At 72.7% G+C, this 18,084-nt stretch carries 14 protein-coding genes and 1 riboswitch; of the genes, 6 read left to right on the top strand and 8 right to left on the bottom strand.

Going from position 1 to position 18,084, the window contains the following annotated elements; translation table 11 throughout:
- The 4 genes from G3I19_RS37670 to G3I19_RS23780 form a co-directional block, all read right to left on the bottom strand.
- Positions 1-313, bottom strand: a 313-nt coding sequence (locus G3I19_RS37670) for an ATP-binding cassette domain-containing protein (RefSeq protein ID WP_343235188.1), incomplete at its 3' end; no start/stop codon positions are given.
- 104 nt (positions 314-417) lie between these two features.
- Positions 418-1,332, bottom strand: a complete 915-nt coding sequence (locus G3I19_RS23790; RefSeq protein ID WP_239074743.1) for an ABC transporter permease — start codon at positions 1,330-1,332, stop codon at positions 418-420.
- Positions 1,329-2,276, bottom strand: a complete 948-nt coding sequence (locus G3I19_RS23785) for an ABC transporter permease (protein ID WP_164265725.1) — start codon at positions 2,274-2,276, stop codon at positions 1,329-1,331. The genes G3I19_RS23790 and G3I19_RS23785 overlap by 4 nt, the downstream gene beginning before the upstream one ends.
- 1 nt (position 2,277) lies before the next feature.
- Positions 2,278-3,786: an ABC transporter substrate-binding protein gene (locus G3I19_RS23780; RefSeq protein WP_164265724.1), complete on the bottom strand. Its 1,509-nt coding sequence runs from the start codon at positions 3,784-3,786 to the stop codon at positions 2,278-2,280.
- A gap of 145 nt (positions 3,787-3,931) precedes the next feature.
- Positions 3,932-4,061: riboswitch (cobalamin riboswitch) on the bottom strand.
- 180 nt (positions 4,062-4,241) lie between these two features.
- On the opposite strand from G3I19_RS23780, the gene G3I19_RS23775 reads away from it, so the two are divergent.
- Positions 4,242-5,105: a siderophore-interacting protein gene (locus tag G3I19_RS23775; protein WP_164265723.1), complete on the top strand. Its 864-nt coding sequence runs from the start codon at positions 4,242-4,244 to the stop codon at positions 5,103-5,105.
- A gap of 80 nt (positions 5,106-5,185) precedes the next feature.
- On the opposite strand, the gene G3I19_RS23770 is transcribed toward G3I19_RS23775, so the two are convergent.
- From G3I19_RS23770 to G3I19_RS23755, 4 genes are all read right to left on the bottom strand, one after another.
- Positions 5,186-7,009 carry an ABC transporter ATP-binding protein gene (locus tag G3I19_RS23770; RefSeq protein ID WP_164265722.1) on the bottom strand — a complete coding sequence of 608 codons (1,824 nt, stop codon included), beginning with the start codon at positions 7,007-7,009 and terminating at the stop codon, positions 5,186-5,188.
- Positions 7,006-8,787: an ABC transporter ATP-binding protein gene (locus tag G3I19_RS23765; RefSeq protein WP_164265721.1), complete on the bottom strand. Its 1,782-nt coding sequence runs from the start codon at positions 8,785-8,787 to the stop codon at positions 7,006-7,008. Before G3I19_RS23765 ends, G3I19_RS23770 begins: the two co-directional genes overlap by 4 nt.
- Before the next feature lie 103 nt (positions 8,788-8,890).
- Entirely contained in the window at positions 8,891-9,976 is a 1,086-nt protein-coding gene (locus tag G3I19_RS23760; RefSeq protein ID WP_343235187.1) for an iron chelate uptake ABC transporter family permease subunit, read from the bottom strand.
- Complete coding sequence (locus tag G3I19_RS23755) at positions 9,973-10,944, bottom strand: iron chelate uptake ABC transporter family permease subunit (RefSeq protein WP_239074750.1); 972 nt, start codon at positions 10,942-10,944, stop codon at positions 9,973-9,975. The genes G3I19_RS23760 and G3I19_RS23755 overlap by 4 nt, the downstream gene beginning before the upstream one ends.
- Positions 10,945-11,154: 210 nt before the next feature.
- Between G3I19_RS23755 and G3I19_RS23750 the strand changes: the two genes are divergently transcribed.
- From G3I19_RS23750 to G3I19_RS23730, 5 genes are all read left to right on the top strand, one after another.
- Positions 11,155-12,195, top strand: a complete 1,041-nt coding sequence (locus tag G3I19_RS23750) for an iron-siderophore ABC transporter substrate-binding protein (RefSeq protein WP_164265719.1) — start codon at positions 11,155-11,157, stop codon at positions 12,193-12,195.
- Between the two features lie 304 nt (positions 12,196-12,499).
- Positions 12,500-13,909: a peptide synthetase gene (locus tag G3I19_RS23745; protein ID WP_164265718.1), complete on the top strand. Its 1,410-nt coding sequence runs from the start codon at positions 12,500-12,502 to the stop codon at positions 13,907-13,909.
- A gap of 145 nt (positions 13,910-14,054) precedes the next feature.
- Entirely contained in the window at positions 14,055-14,870 is an 816-nt protein-coding gene (locus G3I19_RS23740) for a YqcI/YcgG family protein (RefSeq protein WP_343235186.1), read from the top strand.
- Positions 14,867-15,130 (top strand): MbtH family NRPS accessory protein, encoded by a 264-nt coding sequence (locus G3I19_RS38135; RefSeq protein ID WP_164265717.1) that lies wholly within the window; start codon positions 14,867-14,869, stop codon positions 15,128-15,130. The genes G3I19_RS23740 and G3I19_RS38135 overlap by 4 nt, the downstream gene beginning before the upstream one ends.
- Before the next feature lie 132 nt (positions 15,131-15,262).
- Positions 15,263-18,084 (top strand): amino acid adenylation domain-containing protein (locus G3I19_RS23730; RefSeq protein WP_164265716.1); only part of this gene is annotated, 2,822 nt, incomplete at its 3' end.

The raw sequence follows: 18,084 nt of genomic DNA, 5'->3' as shown, positions 1-18,084 counted from the left end.
ACCGGCGGACCGGGTCCAGCACCGTCTCCGGATGCTGGGGCAGATGCGCGGCCCGGCCGGCACGGGCCGCGGGGCGCCGGGACGGTTCCAGGAGCAGCAGGTCCGTGCCGCCCAGCAGCACCCGTCCGGCCAGCCGTACGCCGCCGCGGGAGCTGCCGAGCGCCGCCAGGCCGAGCGTCGTCTTGCCGCTTCCGGAAGGCCCGACGACGGCGGTGACGGTCCCGGGCGGCACGGTCAGTGCGACCCGGTCGAGCAACGGCCGGTCCGTCCCGTCGGCATACGCGGAGACCTCCGGGATGTCCAGCAGCGGCACAGGCCGTGCGGACCGCTCAGACCCCACAAGCCGCTCAGGCCCCACAAGCCCCGCAAGCCGCTCAGGCCGCTCAGGCCGCTCAGGCCCGACAGGGACAGAACCGGTCATCGGGGCTTCCTACTCCGTGCCAGTGCACGGTCCACGAGCAGATTGCCGCCGACACACAGCGCCGTCAGCAGACCGGCGGGCACCAGCACCGCCGCGGGCTGGGTGAACAGGGCGTCGCTGTTGCGCTCGATGAGCACCGCCCAGTCCGGCGAGGCCGCGGACAGCCCCAGGCCGAGGAAGTTGGCGGATGCCAGCAGGTAGAGCACCACGGAGAATCTGCCGCCCGCGTCGGTGGCCAGCGGGGCGGCCAGCTCCCGTGCCAGGTGCCGGAGGTGGATGTACGCCCAGCCGCGCCCCTGCATCCGCAGCGCCTCGACGACCGTACGGGCACCGGGTGCCAGGGCGGCTCCGCGTACCAGGCGTGCCACGGCCGGGACTTGGAGCACCCCGGCGACCGATACCAGCCAGTACCACTCGCGGTGCCCCGTCGCGGCCAGCGTCATCAGCACCAGCAGTCCGGGGAAGGCGAGCAGCAGGTCGAGGCCGCGCATCACCGTCTCGTCGATGCCGCGCCGCGGACCCGCGGCCAGCAGTCCCAGCGGCACCCCCGCGGCCATGCCGATCAGCGACGCGCCCAGGGCGCTGCCCAGTACGGAGGCGCCGCCGTGCAGGACGAGCCACAGGACGTCGCGGCCCAGTACGTCCGTACCGAGCGGGTGCCCGCCGCCGGGCGGCTGCGACGGCAGCGCGCCCTCCGCCGACGGTTCGTTCCCGGCCACCCACGGCCCCAGCAAGGCCGCGAGCACCGGCACACAGAGCAGCGTCAGAGCGGCCCACGGCCGACGGGGCCGGCCGGTGCGCACGGCATCGGCCCAGCCGTCCGCACCGGCCGCCCCCCGCTCCCCCGATGTCTCCGGCTCCTCCCCCGGTGTCTCCGGCTCTCCCCGCGTCTCCCGCTCCCCCGCCGTCATACGGTCACCTCGCGGTGCGGTGCCAGCCGGTACGCGGCCAGGTCGCCGATGAGGTTCACCGCGACCGCCGTGCCGGCGAACAGCAGCGCGTACGTCTGCACTTGGGGCAGGTCACGGTTCTGCACCGCCTCGACGAAACCGTTTCCGAGACCCCGGAAGCCGAAGACCGCCTCCACCAGCACGGTGCCGCCCAGCAGCCCCTCCACACAGCGCGCGAACTGCTGTGCGGCGGGCCCCAGCGCGCCGGGCAGCACATGCCGCAGCACCACCGTCCGTTCCGGCATCCCCAGCAGCCGCAGATGCGTGGCGACCGCGCTGTGCCGCCCCGCCGCCACACCGGCACGGATCTGCCGGGCCAGGTCACACAGATGCCGGGCCGTCAGTACGGTGACGGGCAGGACGAGCACGGCCGGCTGGGCCAGCAGCGCTGCCGTGTCCATGCCGACAGCGGTGGCGGGCAGCAGTCCGGCGGTCAGCGACACCGAAGCCACCAGCAGCAGCCCGAGTACGAACTCCGGTACGGCATGCAGCAGAACGGCCGCCGTGTTCAGCGTCCGGTCGACGCGGCTGCCCTCCCGCAGCCCCGACACCGTGCCGAGGAGCGGCGCCAGGACGGTGACCAGGAGCAGCGCGGGGACGCCAAGGAGCAGCGTCACCCCGATACGGCGGCCGATGTCGTCGCCGACCGGCAGCCCGGTCGTCAGAGAGTTCCCGAGGTCTCCGGTGAGCAGGTGGCCGAGCCAGTGACCGAAGCGGGACCAGGCCGGCTGGTCGAGACCCAGCCGGCTCCGCAGCGAAGCCACCTGCTCGGGCGTGCCGAGTTCACCGCGGAGCACGTCGGCCGTGTCACCGGGCAGCAGCGAACCGACGGCGAACACGGCGACCAGCACCATCAGGCACTGCACGACCGCGAGGAGGGAGCGCCGCAGGACATAGGAGCGCACGTCAGCCGATACGGACCCGGTCGAACCGGGCCCAGTCGTGCGAGTTGGGAGGTGCGGCGCGCAGCCCCCTGACCGAGGGGCCGATCGCGTCGTTGGCGTCCGAGAACGCCCACACCAGCAGCCCGGACTCGTCCCGGGCGATCTTCTGGGCGCGCGCGAGCAGCGCAAGCCGGTTCTGTTCGTCGCGGGTGGTGCGGGCGTGCTCGAGCAGCGTGTCGAACTTCTTCGACGCGTACTGCGTCTGGTTGCGGGCCGCCCCGCCGCGTACCCGCTGCTGGAGGAAGTCGGACACGGGCAGCGTGGATGTGGTGTTGAACGCGGCGACGCCCTGCGTCCTGATCTCGCTGAAATACGTGCTGGAGGCTCGGGTGTTGGCGGTCAGCCTCAGCCCCGCCTCGCGCAGCTGGTGTGCCATCAGGTCCGCGGCCGGCTCCCAGGTGGCGTCGACGGAGCTGGTCTCCACGGTGATGTGCAGGCCCTCCGCGCCGGCCTCCTTGACCAGCCTCCGCGCCTCGCCGATGTCCCGTTCGCGGGGCTCAAGACCTTGCGGGTAGCCGCGCAGGCCGAGCCCGAACAGGTCGTTCCCCACCTCGCCGTGGCCGGCCAGCGCGACCCGGACCAGCGCGGCCCGGTCGATCCCGAGCTGTACGGCCCGCACCAGCCGGGGGTCGTCGAAGGGCTTGCGGCCTGTTCGCAGCAGCAGTTGCTGGGCGGTGGCCCGTCCGGCGGTCAGCAGCCGCGTCGAGCCTTCCTTCTTCAGCCGGTCCACGGAGGCTCCGGCCATGTCGGATGCGTAGTGGACCTGCCCGGACAGCAGTGCGTTGAGCCGCGCCGACTCCTCGTTGGCGGGGACGATCTCCAACTCGGCGATGTGCGGGGCGCCGTCCCAGTGGCCGGTCCAGCGCCGGTAGCGTGCGGTGCCGCCGGGCGTGAAGGAGACATAGGTGAAGGGGCCGGAGCCGACGGGCTTGCGGAAGTCCTTCGTACCGTCGGGGATGATCTCGGTGCCGGGGCCGGCGAAGACGGTGGGGAACTCGAAGTTCGGCGCCTTCAGGGCGAAGACGACGGACCGTTCGCCGTCGGCCCTGGTGGCGTGGAAGTCGATGGCCGACAGCAGTACCTGCGAGGGGGAGCCGGTGGCGGGGTCGGCGGCGCGGCGGTAGCTGTAGAGGACGTCCTTCGCCGTGACCGGTTTCCCGTCGTGGAACTCGGCCTTGCGCAGACGTATGCGCCAGCGGGTTCCGGAGGCGTCGCTCTCCCAGGACTCCGCGAGCCGCTCACGGACGGACATGTCGTCCGCGTAGGTGCCGAGGGTGTCGTACAGGGCCTTGGCGCGGGCCTGGTCGACGAAGTTCGGGGCGACGTGCGGGTCGAGGGTCTCCTGTGAGCCGCCGGCCGTGAACGCGGCGCGGAACCGGTCGCTTCCCCCGCCGTCCTTCGCGTCCGCGCCGCAGCCCGCGAGCAGCCCGGAGGACGCGGCAAGCGCCAGGGCGCCTCCGGCGGCCAGCACACTGCGTCTGCCGGGGCCCGGTGGGCAGGCCGGTCCTGGCGGGTTGCCGGGTTCGGGCCGGTGTCGGGGCTCCGTCCGGGCATGCGTCGTCACAGTCGATCCTCTCCGGGGTTTCCTCGCCCCTGCTGTCGGACCGGCGACGGGTCAGTCTCCTGGCTCCCGGATCATCGCTCCCCTCCGCCTTCCCGTCCGCGCCTGCCGGACAGTGACGTACAGGAGGTTCGCTTCCCGGTCACAGTGGCGGGACCGCGCCGGACTCGCACCGGCTTCCTGATCCCCGTCGCCTCGTGCGCTCATTGTGTCGCACGGGCCGGCGGGGGTCGTGACCCGGCTCTCGCGGACCCCCTGAAGCCCATTCAAAATTAGGTTAGCCTACCCTTAACGAAGTGATTCCGGGGTGGCGTACGCCCGCCAGGGCGCACCGGCCCCCGCCCCCTCATCGGCTGGAGTGATACATGGCTGCCGGATCCGCCACCGCACGCCCCGTCCAAGCGGCGTTCCGCGTCTTTCCCGTCCAGGTGGAACGAGCCGTCCGGCTCACCCCGCAGATGGCCAGGATCACCTTCACTGGCCCCACGCTCTCCGGTTTCCGGACCGGCAACCGCGACCAGCGCGGCAAGATCCTGTTCCCGGCCCCCGGCCTGACCGAGCCCCTGCTGCCCGAAGGCGCTGCCGAGAGCGGGTGGTACGCGGCCTGGCGGACGATGCCGCCGGAGACCCGGCCCATCCTGCGCACCTACACCTTCCGCGCGCAGCGCACCGATCCCGACGAGGTCGACATCGACTTCGCGCTGCACGGCGACGGCGGCCCCGCCGGCCGCTGGGCCGCGGCGGCCCGTCCCGGGGACCGTGTCCTCCTCGTCGGCCCGGCCCGCGAGGACGCGGGCGGCGTCAACTTCCAGCCGCCCCCTGGTACGGAGTCCGTCGTGCTTGCGGGCGACGAGACCGCCCTTCCCGCCATGACATCAATCGCCGAAGGGCTCCCGCCGGGGCTGCCGGTCCAGATCTTCGCCGAGGTGGCCGGCCCCGCCGAGGAGCAGCCGCTCCCCGCAACCGCACAGGTCACCTGGGTGCACCGCGGCCACAGCCCCTCCCCCCTGCTGGACGCCGTCCGGGGCGCCGCCCTGCCCGACGCGGCGCCGTACTTCTGGCTGGCCGGAGAAGCGTCCGCCATCAAGGAGTTGCGGCGCCATCTGGTGCGGGAGCGGGGTGTCGACCGCGGTTCGGTGTGCTTCCAGGGGTACTGGCGGCGCGGGCTGACCGAGGATCAGGACGACAGCACCGCGCCCCCCTCCCCGTCGGACCCCGTGGACGACTGAGCGGGGGCCCGGCGGTCTTCGAAGAGCCACTCCCGTGCCTCTTCGAAGGCCGCCGGCCGTCCCTCCGCCGCTCTCCCGAGTCAGGCCGGATCCGGGACCGCCCCCTGTCCGCGCGCCCCCGACCAGGCCGCCCACAGCGCGGCGTATCCCCCGCCGGCCGCGACGAGTTCGTCGTGGGTGCCGTGTTCCACGATGCGGCCGTCCGCCAGCACCAGAACGCGGTCGGCGCGTACCGCCTGAGTGAGCCGGTGGGCCACCACCAGCGCGGTGCGCCCCTTGAGCGCGCGCTCGGCCGCCGCCTCCAGCACCCGCGAACCCGCGCTGCCCGCCTCGGCGGTGGCTTCGTCCAGGACAGCGATCGGCGGGTCCGCGAGCACCAGCCGGGCCAGGGCGAGCTGCTGCGCCTGTACGGGGGTGAGGCGCAGGCCGCCCTGGCCTATCCGGGTGGCGAGGCCCTGCGGCAGCGCCTGCGCCCAGTCCCGCGCGTCCACCGTCTCCAGGGCTGCGAGCAGTTCGGACTCGCCGGCATCGCTCCGGGCCAGCCGGAGATCGTCGGCGAGTGAGCCGGCGAAGACATGGGTCTCCTGGTTCACCAGGGCCACCGTGCGCCGCAGCAGCGGGGCGGACATCGCGTCCAGCGGCACCCCGCCCAGCAGTACCCGGCCCTCGGTGGGCCGGTGGACCCCGGCCGCCAGCCGGGCCAGGGTGCTCTTGCCCGCACCGGTCGTGCCGACCACCGCGACGCGCTCCCCCGCGGCGAGCCGTACATCGGCCCCGTGGAGCACCTGGTGGCCGGAGACATAGGAGTGTCCGACCCCGCGCAGTTCGACGGTGGCGCCCGTGGTCCGCGTGGTGCCCGCCTCCCCGGTGAGGGCCTCCGTCAGCTGGGCCAGCCCCAGGACGCGGGTGGCGGCCGCTCCCGCGGACTGCACCTCGTCGAAGGACGACAGCAGCCCGTTGACGGGGTCGAAGAGCCGGTGGAAGTAGAGGGCGGCGGCGCTCGCCGTACCGATGCCGACGTGCCCCGTACGGACCAGGACATAGCCGACGACGAGCAGGGCGCTCAGCCCGGTCCACTCGGCGACGTTGAGCCGGCCGAAGAAACGGGTGCCGATCCGGGTGGAGCGCAGCGCGAGATCCCGGGTGACGCGGGAGCTGTGGGCGGCCGCGGCCAGTCGGCCCGGCACCAGCCGGAAGGCCCGTACCGTGTGGGCGCCGTCGACCGATTCCAGGACGGTCCGGGCCAGCTCCCCCTGCGCGATCCGCTCGGCACGCCGCACCGGGCGGGAGGTGCGCATCAGCCAGCGCACCGCCCACACCTGCAGGGGCACCGCGAGCAGCGCGGCCAGGGCGAAACGCCAGTCGAGCAGCAGCAGGGCGACCATGGTCAGCCCGATCTCCAGTACGGCGCCCACCAGTTGGGGCACCAGGCTGCGTACGGCCTCCGCCAGCAGAGCCGTGTCGCTGCTGACCCGCGAGACCAGGTCACCCATGCTGGAGCGCTCCAGACGCTCCAGGGGTACGGCGAGCGCCCTGCCGAGGGCGCTCTCCCGGATATCGGCGAGCATCTCCTCCCCGCAGCGCGCCACCAGGGCGTCGCCCCAGCCGCTGAAGACGGCCTGGACCAGGCAGGCCGCGGCCACGATGATCACGGGTGCGGTGACCGCCGATGTGGTGTGCCCGCCCTCCGCCACCAGGTCGACGACCCGGCCGAGCGCCCGGGGGATCACCAGTCCGCCGGCGACCCCGGCGACGATCAGCGCCAGGGCGGCGAGCGGGCGCGCGGGCCGCGCGCGGATCCGGGTCAGCAGGTCGGCGCGTACGTCGGCCGCGGTGGCGGTGGGCAGCAGCTCACGGCGGTGTGTTCCGCTGCCGTCGGCGGGGTCGGTCGTGGGCGCGGTCATGCCATCACCGCCGCGTGGTAGGAGGGCTGGTCGGAGGTCAGTTCCTGGTGGGTGCCGGTCGCTCCCACGGCTCCGTCGGTCAGCAGGACCACCCGCTCGCAGGTCTGGAGCAGGATCGGACTGGTGGTCACGAGGACCGTGCTGCTCCCGGCCCGCAGGGCTTGCAGCCCGGCCGCGATCTTCGCCTCGGTCGCCGCGTCCACCGCGGTGGTCGGTTCGTGCAGGACGAGTACGGGCGGATCGGCGGCCAGCGCGCGGGCGAGAGCGACGCGTTGGCGCTGGCCGCCGGAGAGTGACCGGCCGCGTTCGCCGATCCGGCTCTCCGCTCCCCGGGGGAGGGACCGGACCACTTCGTCGGCGTCCGCCGCGGTCATGGCGGCGGCCACTCGCCCGGGCTGAGCGGCGACCGCGACGTTCTCGGCCACGGTGGCGTCGAAGAGGTCCGCGTCGTGGTCGGCGACCAGCAGCAGCCGCCGGGCGGCGTCGAGTCCGAGACCGGCCAGCGGCACCCCGCCCAAGGTGACGCCGCCGTCCTCCGGCACCGTACGCAGCGCGAGCACGTCGAGCAGAGCGGCCGCGACAGCCGGGTCGGGCGCGACGATTCCCACGGTGCTGCCGGGCTCGATCCGCAGATCGAGCTTCCGCAGCGGGCCGTTGCGTACTCCGGTGAGCTCCAGGGCCCCGGCCGGGAGCGGATCGCCGGGCAGGCTGCCGCCGGTCACCGCGTACGGTTCGGCCAGCAGCGCCGCCATCCGGCCCGCCGAGCCCCGCGCCCGCGCCCGCAGGCTCATCGCGCCGCCGAACCGGCTGCTCGGTCCGATCAGGAACTGGGCGAGGCCCACGGAGGCGACGAACTCCCCCACGGAGATGGTGCCTTCGACCGCGAGCCGGGCACCGACCCAGGTCACCAGGGCGAGGAAGAGCCCGTTGAGCAGCAGCGTCACGGAGTCGTACCCGGCGTCCCAGCGCGCGGCCCGCACGGTGGCGGCGAGCGCGCTGCGGCTGGCCGTGCGGTAGCGCAGCTGCGCGGCGGGCTCCGCACCGAGCCCCTTGATGATGCGCAGTCCGCGTATCAGGTCGGCGGCCGTCCCGGTGGCCCTGGCCACCTGTGCCTGCTCGGCGCTGCCCCGCGCGCTGAGCGGTTTGGCGAGCAGCCGGGTGGCGGCGAGCAGGGGCACGAGTCCGATCAGTACGAGGAGGCCGAGGGGCACGGAGGTGAGCAGCAGGGCGACGGCGCCGAAGGCGAGGGCCGCGACGGCGCCCGAGCCGATGACCCAGGCGCGGTTGCCCAGACCGATGCGCAGGCTGTCCGACGTGGCGGTGCTCAGCAGCGAACCCGAGCTGCGCGCGCCGTTGGCGAAGCCCCGCGGGTCGAGGACGCGGGCGACCGCGACCAGGCGCAGGTCGTGGGCGGCGCCCTGACTGCCCTGCCGGTTCCAGCGCCCGCCGAGCCGCATGGCGGTGGTCAGTACGGCGAACAGGACGGCGAGCAGCCCGATCCACAGGGCCAGATCGCCCGGTCCGCCGTGGCGTACGGCGTGGTCGACGACGGCGCCGATGAGGACGGGGACGGCCGCTTCGCACATCTGGTGGACGGCCGTGAAGACCGCGGCGCCGACGATCCAGCGGCGCCTGCGGCGGAACGCCCAGCGCAGTACGCCCTGTTCGGTGGGTTCGGGTCCTGGCACGGGTACGGGTTCGTCCCCGGCGTCCGGGTCATCCCGCGTCGCCGCGGTGGTCACCCTCTCCAGTTCAGCCTCGGCTGTGCGGGCCGCCATGGGTCTCCCCCAAACTTGATTGCGTCGTACCGATGTCGTCGTGCTCGTGTGGTCGTACGGGTGTCGTCGTGCTGCGGGGACGCGGTCCCGCGCCCCGCGGTGTTCAGCGGCCCCGCCGGTACTGGCGGGCCAGCAGAAAGATCAGATAGAGGCCGCCCACCGCGCCGGTGGCCACGCCCACCGGAAGCTCCGTCGGGAGCGCCCGCTGCGCGGCCAGGTCGCTGACCGGCATGATCAGGGCCCCCATGGCTGCGGCGGGTCCGATGCCCACCCCGGGCGCCCGGGTCAGCCGCCGGGCCAGCTGCGGCGCGGCCAGCGCGACGAAGGTGACCGGCCCCGCCGACGCGGTCGCCACCGCCACCAGGGCCACAGCGGTGACCACCAGCGTCAGCCGGGTGCGTTCCACCGAGAGGCCGAGTGCGTGGGCGCTGTCGTCGCCCATTTCGAGCAGATTGCCGCCACGGTTCACCAACAGGAGGAGCGGGAGCAGCACGGCCATGGCCGCCGCGAGCGGCACCACCTGGCTCCAGCTCCGGCTGTTGAGGCTGCCGGTGAGCCACACCTGGGCGGTCAGGGCGTCGTTGAGCGAGGCCCTGGTCAGCATCCACTGGTTGAAGGCGGTCAGCATGCCGGTGACCCCGATGCCGACCAGGATCAGCCGGAACCCCTGCACCGAACGGCGCCGGAATGCCAGCAGATAGACGGCGGTGGCGGTCAGCAGACCACCGGCCACCGCGCTCGCGGACACGGCCGCGGGCGAACCGTGCACGACCACGAGGCAGACGACAGCGCCGGTGGCCGATCCCGTACCGAAGCCGATGACGTCCGGACTGCCCAGCGGATTACGGGTGATGCTCTGGAAGACCGCGCCGGCGGCGCCGAGCGCACCGCCCACCAGGACCCCGGTCAGCAGCCGCGGCAGCCGCAGCCCCTCGACGACGAACCGGGTCGCGTGGTCTCCGCTGCCGAGCAGGGCGCGCACCACGTCGGCGACCGGGATCCGGTAGTCCCCGGTCGCCAGGGTGTAGAGCCCGACGGCGACCACCGAGGCCAGCAGCACCGCGCACACCGCCACACTGCGGACCCGTACGCGTACCGCCAGCAGGCCGCCGATGCGTACGACCCGGAAGTGCGCGGCCGGGCGGGGGGCCCGGGCACCGGTGTCCCGGCGCGACAGCACGGACGTCACAGCTGGGCGATCCTTCCGCTGCGGGCCAGGGCGATGAAGACGGGAGCGCCCAGGAAGGCGGTGACGATGCCCACTTCGAGCTCGCCCGGCCTGGTGACCACCCGGCCGACGACATCGGAGCCGATCAGCAGGATCGGCGCCACGAGCATCGAACAGGGCAGTACGAAGCGCTGGTCCGGCCCGGTGAGGAAGCGCGCCAGATGCGGTACTGCGAGCCCGATGAAGCCGATCGGGCCGACGGCGGCGGTGGCAGCGCCGCAGAGCAGCGTCACCGCGAGGGCGCCGAGGACGCGGGTGCGTCCCACACGGGCTCCGAGCGCGCGGCCGGTGTCCTCGCCGAGCGCGACGGCGTTGAGCGACCGGCCGAGGCCGAGCGCCAGGAGCGCCCCCACGGCGATGAACGGAAGCACCTGCCACATCACCGTGCTGCTGCGCCCGACGACCGAGCCCACGTTCCAGTAGCGGAATTGGTCGAAGGCGGCAGGTTTGAGCAGCAGGACGGCGGTGGTGAACGCCGTCAGCGCGGCCGTCACCGCGGTGCCGGCCAGCGCGAGCCGCACCGGTGTGGCACCGGACCGCCCGGCCGAACCGAGGAGGTAGACGACCACGGAGACCGCGGCGGCGCCGCCGAACGCGAACCAGATGTAGGCCCACGTACTCTGCAGCCCGGCGAAGCCGATACCGACGGCGACGGCCGCCGACGCACCCGAGTTGACGCCGAGCAGACCGGGGTCGGCCAGCGGATTGCGGGTCAGCGCCTGCATCAGCGCACCGGCCAGGCCGAGCGCCACGCCGACCACAAGCCCCAGTTCCGTTCTCGGCAGCCGCTGCTGACGGACGACGAGTTGGTCGTCGCTGCCGTCGAAGTGGAACAGAGCGTCGAACACGGTGTGCCAGGAAATGGACTTGGCCCCGACCACCATGCTGAGCGACACGACGGCAGCCAGCAGGACGAGACCGATGAGCAGTCCCGTCGCCCGGCCCGCGGTGGAGTACCGCCGGCCGTCACGTCGGGCCTTGCTCCGGGACTGAGCCGGAGATATCTGGGGAGCAGCGGACGAGGACACGAAAAGTGAGGTTAGCCTAACCTTCTCTCCACCAGCAATGCACGGCGCCGCTCGCGCCGTCACGCCGCCGTGCCCCAGCGCAACCGGCGGCCCCGAGAAGGGATCCCGACCATGAACAGCCCTATACGCCCGTCGCGGCCGCACCGCGCCCTGCTGGGCGCCTGCTGCCTGCTGACCGTCGCCGCAACCCTGACCGCGTGCGGGGGCTCGTCCGGCAGTGACACGGACGGGGCGGACACCAAGGACGCCAAGACCGCCAGGACCGACGCGGGCGCCTTCCCCGTCACGATCACGAGCAAGTTCGGCACGGCCAGGATCACCAAGGCCCCGAAGCGCGTCGTCGCCCTGGGCTGGAGCGACCAGGACGCGCTGCTCGCTCTCGGCGTGAAGCCGGTCGCGATCGTGAAGACCGAGGACAGCTTCAAGAACGGCGTCGGCCCCTGGGCCGAGAAGGCCCTCGGCGACTCCCGCCCGGAGGTGCTGAACACCACGGACGGCTACTCGGTCGAGAAGATCGCCGCACTCCACCCGGACCTGATCGTGGGGGTCCAGTCAGGGCTGACCGGCGCGGACTACACCAAGCTGTCCCAGATCGCGCCCACCGTCGGCTACTTGAAGGGGCGGCAGGCGTACGGCACCCCCTGGGAGGAGCAGACCGACCTGATCGGCAAGGCGGTCGGCCGCGGGAAGGAGGCGAAGGCGGCCGTCGCGCAGGTGAAGTCCGGACTGCGCAAGGACGCGAAGACCTACCCGCAGCTTCAGAACAAGAGCTTCCTGTACGCCTTCCCCCAGCCCGCCAACGGGCGGGTGGTGCTGTACAAGGACGAGCGGACCAAGGTGCTCCAGCAGGTCGGCCTCACACTGGACCCGGTGGTCGGCAAGGGCGCGAAGATGAACAGTTTCGCCAACTCGCTGAGTACGGAGCACCTCGACGAGCTGACGTCCGACGCCCTGATCATTTGGTACAACACGCCCAAGGACCGGACCCAGCTGGAGTCGAGCGCCGCGTTCAAGAAGCTGCCCGCGGTCCGGCACCACGCCTATGTCCCGCTCGACCGGACCATGTCCCAGGCCACCAGCGCCCCCAGCGTGCTGAGCATCCCGTGGTCGATGCAGAAGCTGCTGCCGCCGCTGGCCAAGTCCCTGGGCTGACGCCCGGCGCCACCACGGCGTACCGAAGAGCCGCATAGCCGCCAAGGCGGGCCGGACATGCGGCTCTTCGGCATGTCCGCGGTCGGGACGGGACCGCGGCCGACGCGGTACCCCACGACAACAGGCCACTTGACGAGACCCATAACTAAGGCAAGGCTTACCTAAGCAAGTCGCCGACTGCCGGGCCCCGTGGCATGCCACAGCACCGTCATGCCCGCAGGCCGCCTCCCCGTGCGCCTGTCCCCGTGCCCCGGTTCCGTCCCCTGCTCCCGTCCGCCTGTTCCCGTCCGCTTGGAGGACCGTCATGACACTTGCCCCTTCGGAGATACTCAGCAGCCTGGATCCCGAGGACTCCAACAGCATCGTCAAGGCGTTCGCCGCCAACACCGCCTTCCGCGCCGCCGAGTGGGAGGAACTCACCACCGAGGACAACCCCTACCGACGGCCCGTCAGGCCGGACGACCTGGCCTGGCTCGACTACAGCAAGCCGATGCCGGCCGCCAAGGCGCTCAAGCTCAGCGCACTCCTCGGCCACCGGATGCTGCGCAATGTCTATGACAGCGGACTGCTCTACCTGCCGCCGACAGCCGGCAAGGCGCCCGAGACCGACGGCGCCGCGTTCTACAGCGACCGCAACCGGATGCTCGGCGCCCTCGCCGCTCCCGTACTCGAACAGCATCTGTTCACCCTGCTCGACGGTGAGCGCAAGCCGCTCGGCAGCAGCGACCCCGCCCACCTCAGGCGCGAGGTGCGCGAGTACTACCAGCAGCGGATCGCGGAGCCCGGCAGGGCGTTCACCACAGCCCTGGCCACCAAGGACCGCAAGGCGTCGGCCACATTCGTGATGCTGCAGCTCAGCGCATTCCTGCCGGCCGCCCGCACCGCGGTCGGCCGCGCCGCGCTCGGTGAGTACGACGCGACGCACCCGGGCGCCCGCACCTTCCTCCTCGACGACTACCGTTCCTGGGCCGGGCTGCACGACACGTACCGCACCCTGCTCGCCGGCGCCGCCCTCAAGCCCACCGCGGCCGCCTACTGGCAGCTCTGCCTCGGCACTTCGCTGGCGCGCGGCAACCACCTGCACCAGCTGTCGCACAACCGCGAGAAGTACCCCGAGTTCCTGGGCGCCCTGCTGCACCACAAGATCGAGGAAGCCGCCGACGGGCCGCGCTTCGCGGAGGTCTTCGAGGACGGACTCGGCCTGCGCAGCACCCTGTTCGACGCTCTGGGCGCCGTCCGCGAAACCGACCTCGACGCGCTGGTCGACCGGCTGCTGCTGCCGCTGGTCGGCGTCTACGGGGACCGGGCGGTGGACCGCTTCCACCAGGGGTTCGCCGACGCCCGCTGGTTCTCCCAGCTCTGGGACGAGGACCTCGCGGAGCAACTGGCCTGGGCCGACAGCATCGAACTGCACCAGGAGAAGGCCGAGCGGATCAGCAAGCACATCGAGGACAACAACATCGTGGTGGACCTCGACACCTTCGTGGAGAGCAACGAGGAGACCTCCACCACCCATGTGCACAACGAGCACCGGCTCGTGATGGTCGAGCGCGGCCAGATGCACTTCTGGAACAACACGACGCACAAGCTGGAGTTCAACGAGGGGGACAAGGTCCTCATCCCGGTGTCCAGGCTGCACGGCTCGACCGTGCTGTCCGGCGAGTGCACCTACCACCAGCCGATCATCCCGGAAGAGATGTACCAGCAGTTCTGACCTTCGCCCACCGGCCGGGCGCCACCGAGCACGGCGCCCGGCCGGTGCGACGCGCGGCAACGCCGCCCCGTCACGCCGACCGTTCGACTCAGCGCGGTCGCCGGACCGAGCACGTCACGGCCCCTTCCGGGATGGAGTTCCAGCAGTGCCCAGCCCTTCTGACAGCAACGGCGTGCCCGCCGGGCCGACGGCCGAAGCGGAGATCGCCGCCTGCACCATCGGGAGTACGCCCCAGTGGGGCCCTTCCGTGGCCCGCGAACTGATAACGACCCTGCTCAGCGCCGGGAATCCGTTCCCCTGCACCTTCGCGGTGGCCGCCGCGAAGAAACGCGCCCTGCGGTTCGGCTTCGTGGAGAGCGCGCACGACGACGGGACTTGGGGACCACTCGTCGACATCCTCAGCAGCTATCTGGAGTGCTACCGGGACCTCGGCAAGGACACGTCCCTGGTGGTGTTCTTCCGCCCCGACGAACACGTCCTGAGCCTGGACGAGTACTTCCAGCGGTTCTGGTCGGTGCTGCAGTTCCTGCACGAGAAGGACCCGGAACCGTGGCCCGGAGCGGTACCGACCGATCCGGAGGAGCTGATGTGGGAGTTCAGCTTCGGCGGCACCGAGATCTTCGTCGTCTGCAACACCCCGGGGCATGTCACCCGGCACAGCCGCAACAGCCAGGGGTTCATGATCACCTTTCAGCCGCGCTGGGTCTTCGAGGGGCTGGAGGCCGACTCCCCGCGCGGTGCCAGGGCACGCAAGGTGATCCGCAACCGGATCCGGCGCTTCGACGGTATGGAGCCCGCCCCCGAACTGGGCAACTACGGCGAAGAGGGCAATTTGGAGTGGCGCCAGTACTTCCTGCCGGACACACCTGAGGGGACCGTGCCCGCCTGCCCGTTCCGAGCCGGCCGGGAGCACCGTACAGAACTGCCGACCGACGAAGAGATCCCGGAGCACAAGCGATGAACACGACAGGACCCGGTAACGGCACAACGCCCGGCGCCGACGCGGGCGGTGCGGCCGACGGCGCCGCGGACGAGTACGCCGCAGTCGTCAACGACGAGGGCCAGTACGCCCTGTGGCGGGCCTGGCGTCCGCTCCCCGGTGGCTGGCACCCGACGGGGGTGCGCGGCAACCGCGAGCAGTGCCTGGCGTACATCGAGCGCGAGTGGACCGATATGCGCCCCCGCAGCCTGCGCGGCGAGCCGCAACAGCCGACCGGCTGAACCAGCGGCAGAACCGGCCCGCCCCCTCCCCTTCGGGCCCTGCGGCCGACCGGCCCACCGGCCCTCCACCCCTGCGGCCCACCGCCCTTGCGACCCTCCGGCCCTCCGACCACAGAACGGATACCGCCCGCCATGACCGACTTTGCCGACGGACAGCCGCTGACGGGCTCCCAGTCGGGTATCTGGTACGCCCAGCAGCGCGACCCGATGAGCCCGGCGTACAACTGCGCCGAATACATCGAGATGACCGGCCCGCTGGACGTGGAGCGCTTCGAAGAGGCGCTGCGGCGGACGGTCACCGGGATCCCGGCGCTGTGGGTCCGCTACGCCGAGCGGGGCGCGGGTGCGGAGCCGGTCGCCGTGCAGCGCGAACCCGACCGGGCCGACACCGGCGTGCCGCTGCTCAGGATCGACGCCGCAGCCCGACAGGACCCGCTCGCGCACGCCCTGGAGTGGATGCGCGCGGACCTGCGGCGGCCGGTGGACCTCGCGGCCGGCCCCCTGGCGCGCAACGCGCTCATCCGTATCGGCCCCGAGCACCACCTCTGGTACTTCATGTGCCATCACATCGCCCTGGACGGCTACGGATTCACTCTGGCCGAACGCCGGGTCGCCGAGCTGTACACCGCGGCGGCGAAGGGCGACGACGGCCTGTCCGCACCGTTCGCCGGGCTGGGCGAACTGCTCTCCGAAGAGGCCGGCTACCGGGCGTCGGAGCGCTTCGGACACGACCGTGACCACTGGAAGGACCTGCTGGCGGGCGCCGCCGAGCCCGCCGGTCTCGCCTCCGGTACGGCTCCGCCCTCCGCGGGGTTCCTGCGGGCGCGGTGCCCGCAGCCGGAGGCCGCGCGCCGCACTGTGCAGCGGGCGGTCGGGGAACTGCGCACCACCCGGCCCGAGTTCCAGCTCGCCGCCGTCGCCGCGTATCTGCACCGGGTCACCGGCCGGTCCGACATCGTACTGGGACTGCCTTTCGCGGGCCGCCTCGGTTCGGTCGCGGCCCGCATCCCGACGGCCACCGTCAACGTCCTGCCGCTGGTCCTCGACCTGAGCCCGGGGATGACCCCGGCCGAGCTGGCCGGTCAGGTGCACGAGCGGCTCCGCGCGCTCCGCAGGCACGCCAGGTACCGCGGCGAGGACATCCGCCGCGATCTGCGGCTCCCCGCCACCGGGCGCCGCCTGACCGGGCCCCTGGTGAACGTCGGGATGACCGCCCCCGACCTGCGCTTCGACGGCCGGCCGGCGCAGGTGCACTTCCTCTCCGCAGGTCCGGTCGACGACCTGACCCTCACCTTCCGCGAAGACCCGCGGGAGGAGAGCGCGGATCTCACCCTCGACGGCAACCCGGCGCTCTACGACGGCAAGGAGATCGCCGCGCACCACCGCCGTCTGCTCACCTTCCTGGAGTCCTTCGCGGCCGCCCCGCACTCCCCCATCGGCCTCCTGGACACCGTGGCCGCTCAGGAGCGGCCCGAGATCCCCGAACTCGGCCCGGCCACAGCGGATTACCCGCCGCACGAGCCGGGCGCCACCCTCACCGAGCTGGTGGGCCGGCAGGCCCGTACCCGTCCCGACGCCATCGCCGTGGTCCACGGTGCCACCCGCCTCAGCTACCGGGAGCTCGACGAGGACGCCAACCGGCTCGCGCACGAACTCGCCGGAAGAGGCATCGGCAGGGGCGACCTGGTCGCCCTCGCCCTGCCCCGGTCGGCGCGGCTGGTGACCGCGGTCCTGGCGGTACTCAAAGCGGGCGCCGGCTATCTGCCCCTGGACCCGCACCAGCCCGCCGCGCGCACCGCCGCCGTACTGCGCTCGGCCCGCCCGGCGCTGCTGGTCACCGAGACGGCGGACGGCGGGGCGGGCAGTGAAGCGGACGGTGAAGTGGCCGCCGACCGGCTGGTGCTGGACGCCCCCGCCGTGCTCGAAGCCCTCGCGGCGCACCCCCGCACGCCGCCTGACGTCGCCGGGGCGAGCGAGCACGACTGTGCGTACGTCATCCACACCTCGGGGTCCACCGGAGAGCCCAAGGGCGTGGTGATCCCGCACCGCAACGTCGTACGGCTGCTCACGGCCACCGACCGCTGGTTCGGCTTCGGACCCGACGACACCTGGACGCTGTTCCACAGCTACGCCTTCGACTTCTCCGTCTGGGAACTGTTCGGCGCGCTGGTCACCGGGGGCAGACTGGTCGTCGTACCGCACACCGTCAGCCGGGCGCCGGCCGAATTCCTGCGGCTGCTCGTGGACGAGCGCGTCACCGTGCTCAACCAGACGCCCACCGCCTTCGAGCAGCTGTCCGCCGCGGACCGCCAGGACCCGCTGACCGGAAGCGAACTGACGCTACGTCATGTGATTCTGGGCGGCGAGCCGCTGCGGCCGGCCGTGCTCGGCGACTGGTTCCTGCGGCACCCGGAGGGAGCGCCGCGGCTCGTCAACATGTACGGGATCACCGAGACCACCGTGCACGTCACCCACCGGGAGCTCGGGGCCGGCGACGCGGCACCGGACGCCACCGGGCTCATCGGCGTCCCGCTGCCGGACCTGCGCGTGCGGCTGCTCGACTCCGCTCTCTGCCCGGTACCGCCGGGCGCGGTCGGCGAGCTGTACGTCGCGGGCCCGGGGCTGGCCGACGGCTACCTCGGGCGGCCCGGACTGACCGCCGAACGGTTCCTGCCCGACCCCTACGGGCCGCCCGGTTCGCGGATGTACCGCAGCGGTGACCTGGCACGCCGGGACGGGCAGGGGCTCCTCGACCACCGGGGCCGGGCCGACGACCAGGTGAAGCTCCGCGGCTTCCGGATCGAGCCCGGAGAGATCGAGGCGGCGCTCCTCACCCATCCCGGCATCTCCCAGGTGGCCGTGGTCTCCCGGGAGGACACCGGTGTGGGCCGCCGGCTGGTCGCCTACGCCGTGCCGCACGCCGACGCGGCGGTGGACCCCGGCGCGCTGCGCGG

The organism is Streptomyces sp. SID10853 (genome assembly GCF_010548145.1).
GTDB lineage: Bacteria > Actinomycetota > Actinomycetes > Streptomycetales > Streptomycetaceae > Streptomyces.
Note: the sequence above shows the minus strand (reverse complement) of the source record. Positions and strands in the feature narration are given on the sequence as shown.